The following is an 8,188-nucleotide window of genomic DNA, read 5'->3' on the forward strand; positions in this document are numbered from 1 at the left end:
CCTCCCCAGAGCCTGGGGAGGCGGGCCCTCGGCGGTGGGACGGTCGCCCCGCCGGGTAACGGGCTAGCCGGTGGGTAGCCGCGCGGTGATGTCGTCCACGGTGACAGCGGGAACGGCAAGGCCGCCGTGCAGAAGCTGGTGGCATCCCCCGTGGCGGCGGCCGGCCAGACCAGGACCGGCCGGGACCGCCATCACAAGCCGGCCCCGGCCGTGGGCGGCCCGCGCGAGCGTCATCGCCTGCCCCGCCGTTTCCGCTTCGACGACCAGCAGCGCCGAGCTCAAGGCGCCGAGCAGCGTCATCCGTGTCTCGAGCCAGCGGCCCGGCTCCCCGGTGCCGGGCGCGGCCGGTGCCAGCGGGGTGAGGCTGAGCACGACACCTCGGATGGCCACCGTGGCGAGCAGGCCGCGGTAGCGGGCGAGGGCGCCGGGCGTCGACGAGGTGAGGACGCCGACCGTCGGGCCGTGCGGCGCGGCGCTGGTCAACGCCTGCAGCCCGATCCCCGCCGTGACGGCGGCGGTGACGGCGACCGGCGGTGTGGCGGTTGCCAGCCCCCAGGTGAGGCTGCGGGTGTGGTGCACGCCGTGCGCGCTCGGGCTACGGGTGCCGGTGACGGTGACCGACCGGGCTGTGAGGTCGGCGAGGTGGCCGTTGCCGCGCGCCCACAGGGCGATCGGCATGCCCCGCGTCGGGGTGAGGGTGGTGGGCCATTCGTCGTCCCCCGGGCAGAGCAGCCGCCACAGGCCGGCGGTGTGGCCGGCGAGTAGCTCGTCGGGGTCGACGTCCGGCCTGGTGGGAAGGGGCCGCCGTACGGCTTCGGCGCCGCCGGTGTGTACGGCGGTGTCACGAACCCGGTCGGGGGGAAGCAGGGTCAGCGCGGCGCGGGCACGGCGCTCGAGAGATATCGGCATCGGCGGGGTCCCTTCAGGTGACGGACGGGATGGCCTCGCCGGCCCTCCCGTGGGGCCCCGGCGGTGGCCTGGGGTTGGTCCTGTAGCGCCGGCTACGGGGCCGGCTGGCCCCGGTCCGCGACGACGGGCCGGGGGCCGGTGGGTGCGGCGGACGCGCCGTGTCAGGCTGCGGGCAGGTGGCTGGTGATGGCGGTGGCCGTGGTGACGGGGATGGCGACGGCGCCGCGTAGAAGCTGGCCGCAGCCGCTGTAGCGGCGCAGATCGGCGTGGTCCTCGGGGGGTACCGCCATCACCATGCGGCCCTGACGGTGGGCGACCCGCGCGGCCTCCATCACCGAGCCGGTCTCCTCCACCTCGACGACCAGTAACGCCGACGCCAGCGCCGCGAGTAGCGCCGTGCGCATGGCCAGGCGACGCTGCGGTGCATCGTGCGCCGAGGGCCCCAGCGGGGGAGCGTCGCTCAGCGCGACGCCATGGGCCAGACCATCTCGAGGAGCCCGGGGTGACGGGACAGAGAGGTCGGTGCCAGGACGGCCACGGTGGGTCCGTCGGGCGCTGCGGCGGCCAAGGCCTGCACCCCGATCCCCGACCCCGCCGTCGCCATCACGGTGACCGGTGGTGTGGCCGTGACAACGCCGTGCGCGAGCAGGCCGGTGTGGCGCGCGCCGTGCGGGCTCGGCGCGCGGGTACCGGTGACCGCGACGGACCGGGCTGTGAGACGGGTGAGGTGGCCGTTGCCGCGTGCCCAGAGGGCCACCGGGGCGAGCCCGGACCGAGTGAGGGCGGTGGGCCATTCATCGTCCCCGGGGCACAGCAGCCGCCAGCCGGCGGCCGTATGGGCGGCGAGCAGGTCGTCGGGGTCGATGTCCAGTCGGGTGCGAAGGTCCCGCACGCCGGCCTCGGCGCCGCCGGCGTGTAGGGCGATGTCGCGAGGAAACAGGGTCAGTACCGCGCGGGCGCAGCGCTCGGCGGGCGAAACAGGCATGCACAACGCCTTTCATGCGGAGGCGCAAGCAGGGGGATCACCCCCGGGGCGGGCACGGTCAGACGGACGCGTCGACCGGCTGCGGGTCGGTGTCAGCGGGGCGGGAGGCGCCCTCGGGTGTGGCGGGCGCCGGCACCGGCCGGGGGGCGACCCACGGGAAATGCAGGCTCAGCGGCGTGCCGGCCGGGACCGTGCGCGGCTGGGACACCCGGTGGTCGGCGCGCCACGACTCGACGCAGCCGGGGCAGATCGTGCTCGCGTGGGGGCCGTCGTAGTCGACCGTGTCGAGCGGCCAGTCCGTGGGTGCCGCCTCCGGGCACCCGTCCGGGAAGAACGGAACCAGATCGGTGGCGTTGAGGGTCGGGTTGTCGGGATGGCCGCCGGCGTCGCGTAGCTGGGTCAGGACACGGCCGGTGACATCGGAAACATGCATCGGGAAGCTCCGTTTCACGGTGGGTGATGGTTTTCCGGTACCCCGGCGCGCCGGGGGCTATCGGAATACGCGCCGCGCGTATCGGACCGAACGATCGGATAGCGGCGCGCGATGGAATCGTAGCTCGATATGCCGGCGCGGTAAACAATTTCCGCATCCCATGTTGGGAACATGGGAGGCGCGCGTTCGAGGATTCCTTAATCCTGCCGCGGCGGCTTTCACTTTGGGTGTTCGAATGTGTATCGAGAACACGCCCTGGAAGGGCGGTGCTTCAGAGTTCTTCTGCGGCGGCGGTGGGCCGGGTAGTGGGACCGCCGGTCCGCGTCAGGCGAGACGTGGAAGACAGGTACGGTGCGACCCTGGGGGACGTGCCCGGTGCGGCGCAGCCGTCATCCTCCCGCGGCGATCCGGGCGTTGGCGATGGTGATGCCGGCGGCGCGCAGGGAGTCGAGGAGTTCCTCGCGTTCGCGGAGCAGGTCGCCCACCTGACTGAACAGCGAGTCAAGCTCAGTCGAGTCCACGAAGCTGTCGTCGTCGACTCCCTCGAGTGACCTGCCCAGCGCGTGGGGCAGGTCGGCGAGCATCAGGTCATGGACGGTCTGGCGGACCTCGGTGTACCGGGCCACGACATCGGCCAGGTTCTCGTCGCCGTTCACCTCCGCCAACAGATCGGACGTGTGCATGGGGTGCCCTTCTTTCCGGTTCGTCGGACGCGCAAGTTGGTGGGGTGCTCGTGCCGCCGGCTTCGTGGCCAGGCCTTCCCGCGGACCCGGCGGGGGTCGGCGTGGCCGCAGGCGCGGTGACGGCGACCCGCACCCCCGACGTGACGGCCCCGGCGTCATCCGCTCCGCTGGTGCCGGTGCCGGTGCGTGGGCACGGTGGGCGGGTGTGTGGCGGGCGGGCCGGTCGGTGTCGCCGGAACCGCGTCCAGGCCAGGGCGGGTGCCGGGCGGGCGGGGGGGCGGGTACCAGGCCGGATCCGGGGTCAGGTCGTCGGAGTTCAGCCGGGCGCAGTCGGCCTGCGCCTGCTGCCAGGCCTGCCGGGGGCTGCCGTAGTAGGCCGTGCAGGCGGTGTAGGTGGCGGGCGGGGAGGGCGTGTGTCAATGGCCATTTCGTTCTCCCCGTAGGCGGCCTGCGGTTCTCCCCACTGGCGGCCAGGGAATCCTCCCCAACGGCGGCCAGATAGCTCCCCGCCGTGGATGAGGTGCGGATCAGGTCAACGCCTTCACTCCCTTCCCGGAGGTGGCCTGGGCGAGCCGGAACCAAGGCGCGGGGAAGCACACGGCGACCTGCTGATAGTCGGCCGGGGTCAGTCGGTGGGGCGTCTTGTCCGCGTCGATCCGCATCAGGACCCGCCTCGGGTAGAGCAGGACCAGGCGGCCGGCGTCGTGCCCGTCAGCGGTCCGCAAGCCCGCGAGGATCTCCACCCCGTGGTCGTGCCCCGCCGGGCGGGCGGCGGACCGGTCGATCGTCAGGACGGCGCTGCCGAGAAGGACGGTCTCGACGTCGCCGCCGGTCGGGGGTGATGTCGTCATTGCGATCTCCCTTTGCTGACGGGTGGGGGCGTGCGAGCGCCGGCCCGGCGGTAGAAAAAAAGGGGGGTGAGGCCTGCGTGCCTGTCGAGGACGGCGCACGTGGCACCCGGAAATCCGGCGCGGTGAACCAGCACCCGGTACACGGGCACGGGCACGGGCACGGGCACGGGTATGGGGAGATGGCCGCTCGAGGAATGCCCCGAACGGCCTTTCTCTCCGGTGTTATTTCGCCGGCCGCCTCCTCCAGGTCGGGAAACGGGAGGTGCGGGCGCGGGGACGGCGCCCGGCGCTGTCATCGCTGCCTGAGACGGGGGGCGGGTTCCCGTTGCCGGCCGGGGGGACCAGGGGTGCCTGGGGGGCGAGGATGCGGTAGGCGTCGGCGATCAGCTGTGCGGCGACCGGCGTGAACGTGGTCTCGTCGGTGATGGAGGTGCGCCCGTCGGGCTGCCAGCGTTCCGCCGGCTCGGTGAGGAGCTGACTCCAGCCCGTGGGGGTGAGGATGTCCGCGGTGGCCGATGAGGTGTGCTGGTGGTCTTCGTGGTGATCGAAGATGCGGAAGACCCGTACCCGGACCGTGTGCTGCGGTAGGCGGTAGACGCGGATGAGTGCGTAGCCACGCGCGATGTACCCGAAGGTTTCGTGGTGCAGGACGGCGACGCGCTCCACGTCCTCGTCGAAGGTGAGGAAGTACTGCGGCTCGCTGCGGTGAGGATGCCCGGCCGGGCAGGCGTGCAGCTCGGGATCCTCGTCGCGGTCGAGAGCGTCGGTGTCGAAGGGGATGGTGACGATCCACAGGTCCGAGCCGTGCCTGGCATGGTCCCGGGCCCGCTGGACGGGGTCGGCGTGGCGGTAGAGGTCACCGGTGTGGAGCTCGACCGCCATGACGACGCCGAGGGATTCCCTGTCCTCGACGGGCTGCGGGGGTGCCGGTGTCTGCTCGGCGGTGAACGTCTCGCGAGCGGCGCGCTGCTGTGTGGGGGGCCGGTTCATGGATGCTCCTTCAACGGTGGTCGCGGGTGGTGGGCGGCCCGGGGCGCAGGGGATGCTGGCTGGCCCCGGGCTGGGTGGGGGTTGGTGTCAGCGGAGGCTGCGGAGGCGAACTGGTCGGGGCGGTGTGGATAGGGCGGGTGCGGCCCCCCGGGGGTGAGGGCCGCACCCGGGGGTGGGTTAGGCCGGGCGCAGGGCGCGCAGGGCGGCGGCGGCGATCGCGTCGGCGGTGTGCGCGGGGGTACCGAGGGTGATCCCGGGGGCGGGTGGGATCGGGACGTCCTTCTCGTAGCGGGTGATCCACAGCAGGTGGCAGCCGCTCGCGGCGAGCCGGCGCAGCCTGATCTCGCCCTGCTCCAGCTCAGTGGGCAGGAAGTCCCCGTCGGAGATGACCACGAGCATGCGGGTCGCGCCGCCGGGACGGTCCAGGCCGAGGCTGGCGGTGAGCAGGTCGACCGCCTGGGTGAAGACCTCGATGCCGTCGTCCGCCTTGAACTCGGTCACCTTCTGCGGGGCGGCCCCGGGATGGGTGAGAGGCCGGACATGCCGTCCGAAGATCACTGTTTGGGTGTGGGTGCCGGGAACGGCGGCGGCAGCTGTCGCGGTGATCCACGCGGCGGAGGCGGCAGGCTTGGCGAACCTGTCCATGGAGCCGGAGACGTCGACCGCGATGCCCAGGCGCAGGGGCGGTTTCGGAACCTTCTTGTGGAGGGTGCGGGTGAACGGCCGGGCGGTCGGGAGGGCACCGGCGGCACGTTGCGCGTCGGCGGCCAACGCGCCACGCATCCGCAGTCTCCCCGGGGGTGTGGGGGAGGTGAGGGTGACCGGGGCCCGCCCTGGGACGGCGGCGCGGCGCAGGGCACGGGCCAGCGTTCCCGCTGCGGCCCGCTCGGCGGCTTTCGGGGGGCGGGTACCGGCGGTGAGCGTCTCCCCGCTCATGGTGTGTCCGTGCGGGTCGGCGGTGATCGCGTCGAGTGTCCTGGCGATCGCTTCCCCGAGCGGTGTGCCCACCCCGGGCCCGGCGGGCATGATCGGCGCGCTGTCCTCCTCCTCGCCGACGAGGTCGGCCCACTGCTCGCCGAGGCGGAGCATCGTGGCGGTGTCGTCATCGGCGGTGTCCTGCGCGGCGTGCCAGATCCGGCGCAGCTCGGCGAGGTCATCGGCGCCGAGGATGTCCTCGCAGATCGCCTCCACCGGGGCCGCTTCGTGCGGGCCGAGGATCCCGGCGTCGGCTCGGGCGAGGAGCAGGGCGGCGGCTTGGGCGGCGGCGGCGCGGGTCATCGGCACCGGCGGAGCCGGTGTGCCCGTAGGCGCAACGGTGCGGCCGGCCGCAGGTGCCGGCACGGGCGCGGGTGGCTCCGCCGACGGCCCGCCGGAGTCGGGAAGGAACGACGGGAGGATGAGACTGGTGGCGCTGGCGCGCAGGTAGTGCCGGTCGCCTGCTCGCCGTCCGATCTGGGCGGCTTCAATACGCGCCTCTTCCAAAAGCATCGCGGCTCGTCCGGCAGCGGTATTGATGTCGGTGGGGGTGCGCCACCGGGTGTGGGCGGCGTGCGCGCCTTCGTGGGTGAGCACCCCCCACAGGGCCGGGTACCGCTTCGCGTCCCGGACGGTGCCCTCCACCGTGGTCGGGTCCATGCCGGCGGGCAGGCTGGCCGCGTCGACCTCGATCACCCCGAGGGCGGGGATGTGCACGCCCGGGGCGCCTCGCCCGGCACCGGGCGCGCAGGTGACGATCAGGTCTTTGCGCCCGGAGATGGTGGCGATGTCGCGGGTCATGGCGGCGGAGATCCGTAGCCATTCCCCTTCGGGGTCGGGGGCGGGGATGGTCGGGTCGGTGTGGATGTGCTCGGGTGGCATCGCGGAGCTCCTCGGCGGGGGCGGGGGGGGGGGGGGGGGGGGCCCCCCCCCCCCCCCCGGGGGGGGGGGGGGGGGGGGGGGGGGGGGGGGGTTGTTTTGGGGGGGGGGGGGGGGGGGGGGGGGGTTGGCTTCGCCCACCCGCCGCACGTCGTGGGGTGGGAAGGGAGGGGAGGGGGCTGGGTTAGATCTGCGTGCCGAGGGCGAGGGGGGTGAGCTTCGCCCCGAACGCCTTTTCGACGGTGTCCGTGACCGTCGGGCGGTCCTCTTCCGGGGCGATCCCGATCAGGTTCGCTGCCGCCGCCGGAACACCCAACACATCCACGATCTTCTGAAAGGCGATCAGTTCGCGGAGCTGGGGTGACCAGCCGATGTCCCCGGCTTCCCGGCGCCGGTGCAGGTTCCGGGCGACGGTCACCGCCCGACTGTCGATCTTGAGTCGGGTGGCCAGGTCGAAATCGGTGCTCACCTCGACCTGCACCGAGAACCGGGAGGACAGTGCCTCGGTGAGGATCGCCCCGTGCACGCCCGGGTTGTGTCCAGCGATCACGTAGAAGCCGGGGGCGGCGTCGATCGTCTCGCCCTTGTGCGCTTTCACCACGATCCTTTTGCGGCCGTCCATCGCGGGATAGACCACCGCGAGGACCGCCGGGCTGATCAACGTCGCGTCGTCGATCAACAGGACTTTGCCTTCCACCATGGCGGTGATCAGCGGCCCGTGGATGAATTCATACCGGCCGTCGGGGGTTTGGGTGTATTCCCCGATCAGGTCACCGACCTGGGTGTCCCCGTCCCCCGCGATCGTGATCAGATCGTCGCCGAAGGCGGCCTCGATCACGCTCGTCTTCCCCGTCCCGGGCGGTCCGTAGAGCAGGACCGGTACTTCCGCCGTGCGTAGCTTGCGCAGGACTTCCACGTCAGGCAGGTCCGCCAGCTTCCGGGGCCGGTACACCTGCCCCGACGGGCGGATGATCCCCCCGTCCGGCGTCGTAGGCGGAAGGGGCGGCCGGGGCTTCGGCACCACCGCCGGGGCCGGTACCAGGGGTGGGGTGGGGCGGGGCTTTGCCACGGGTGGGGTGCCGGTACGTCCGAATGCGTCCCGCGTGGTGGGGGTGGCCGTGTACCGGCGGGGCTTGGTGCTGGTGAGTGTGGCCTGCCCGGCTTCGGCCAGACGGTGCAGCGCGTTGCCCACGGCGCCGTTACTGCGCGCCAACGCCTTCGCCACGGTCGTCGGGGTGTGGGACCCGGACGGGTGATCGAGAAGGTAGCGGGCGACCAGCTGGTGCAGTTCGAACGGTGCCAGACGGGGGGCGGACGGGGTCGGGGCAGGGCTGCTCATCCTGATCTCCAGGCAGGTAGGGGTGCGGGGCGGCCGGGGGGTGGGGTGCGGCGGTGCGGGGGTCCCGCCCCCGGGGGGGGGTGACGGCCCCCGGGCCGGGCCCCGGGGGTGGGTGGTGAGGCGATGTAGGGGAAGACGGCGGAT

9 protein-coding genes are annotated in these 8,188 nt (G+C 73.1%); all 9 read right to left on the reverse strand.

Going from position 1 to position 8,188, the window contains the following annotated elements:
• Positions 1–63: 63 nt before the first annotated feature.
• The 9 genes from MXD62_RS26410 to MXD62_RS26445 all read right to left on the reverse strand — a co-directional run bounded on the left by MXD62_RS26410 (position 64) and on the right by MXD62_RS26445 (position 8,044).
• The gene (locus MXD62_RS26410) at positions 64–909 is read right to left on the reverse strand and encodes a DNA-processing protein DprA (RefSeq protein WP_248832123.1); all 846 of its coding nucleotides are present in this window, start codon (positions 907–909) and stop codon (positions 64–66) included.
• A gap of 161 nt (positions 910–1,070) precedes the next feature.
• Positions 1,071–1,313, reverse strand: a complete 243-nt coding sequence (locus tag MXD62_RS38915; RefSeq protein ID WP_251082354.1) for a DNA-processing protein DprA — start codon at positions 1,311–1,313, stop codon at positions 1,071–1,073.
• A 56-nt stretch (positions 1,314–1,369) separates the two neighbouring features.
• On the reverse strand, positions 1,370–1,894 hold the full coding sequence (locus MXD62_RS38920; protein WP_251082355.1) for a DNA-processing protein DprA: 525 nt from the start codon (positions 1,892–1,894) through the stop codon (positions 1,370–1,372).
• Between the two features lie 58 nt (positions 1,895–1,952).
• Positions 1,953–2,327, reverse strand: a complete 375-nt coding sequence (locus MXD62_RS26420) for a hypothetical protein (RefSeq protein ID WP_248832124.1) — start codon at positions 2,325–2,327, stop codon at positions 1,953–1,955.
• Positions 2,328–2,716: 389 nt separating this feature from the next.
• Entirely contained in the window at positions 2,717–3,010 is a 294-nt protein-coding gene (locus MXD62_RS26425) for a hypothetical protein (RefSeq protein WP_248832125.1), read from the reverse strand.
• A gap of 527 nt (positions 3,011–3,537) precedes the next feature.
• Positions 3,538–3,861 (reverse strand): hypothetical protein, encoded by a 324-nt coding sequence (locus tag MXD62_RS26430; protein WP_248832126.1) that lies wholly within the window; start codon positions 3,859–3,861, stop codon positions 3,538–3,540.
• A gap of 222 nt (positions 3,862–4,083) precedes the next feature.
• Positions 4,084–4,851 (reverse strand): hypothetical protein, encoded by a 768-nt coding sequence (locus MXD62_RS26435; RefSeq protein WP_248832127.1) that lies wholly within the window; start codon positions 4,849–4,851, stop codon positions 4,084–4,086.
• A 177-nt stretch (positions 4,852–5,028) separates the two neighbouring features.
• Positions 5,029–6,708: a VWA containing CoxE family protein gene (locus MXD62_RS26440; protein WP_248832128.1), complete on the reverse strand. Its 1,680-nt coding sequence runs from the start codon at positions 6,706–6,708 to the stop codon at positions 5,029–5,031.
• A 181-nt stretch (positions 6,709–6,889) separates the two neighbouring features.
• Entirely contained in the window at positions 6,890–8,044 is a 1,155-nt protein-coding gene (locus tag MXD62_RS26445; protein WP_248832129.1) for an AAA family ATPase, read from the reverse strand.
• Positions 8,045–8,188: the final 144 nt, after the last annotated feature.

This window comes from Frankia sp. Mgl5 (assembly GCF_023242985.1).
Lineage (GTDB): Bacteria > Actinomycetota > Actinomycetes > Frankiales > Frankiaceae > Parafrankia > Parafrankia soli.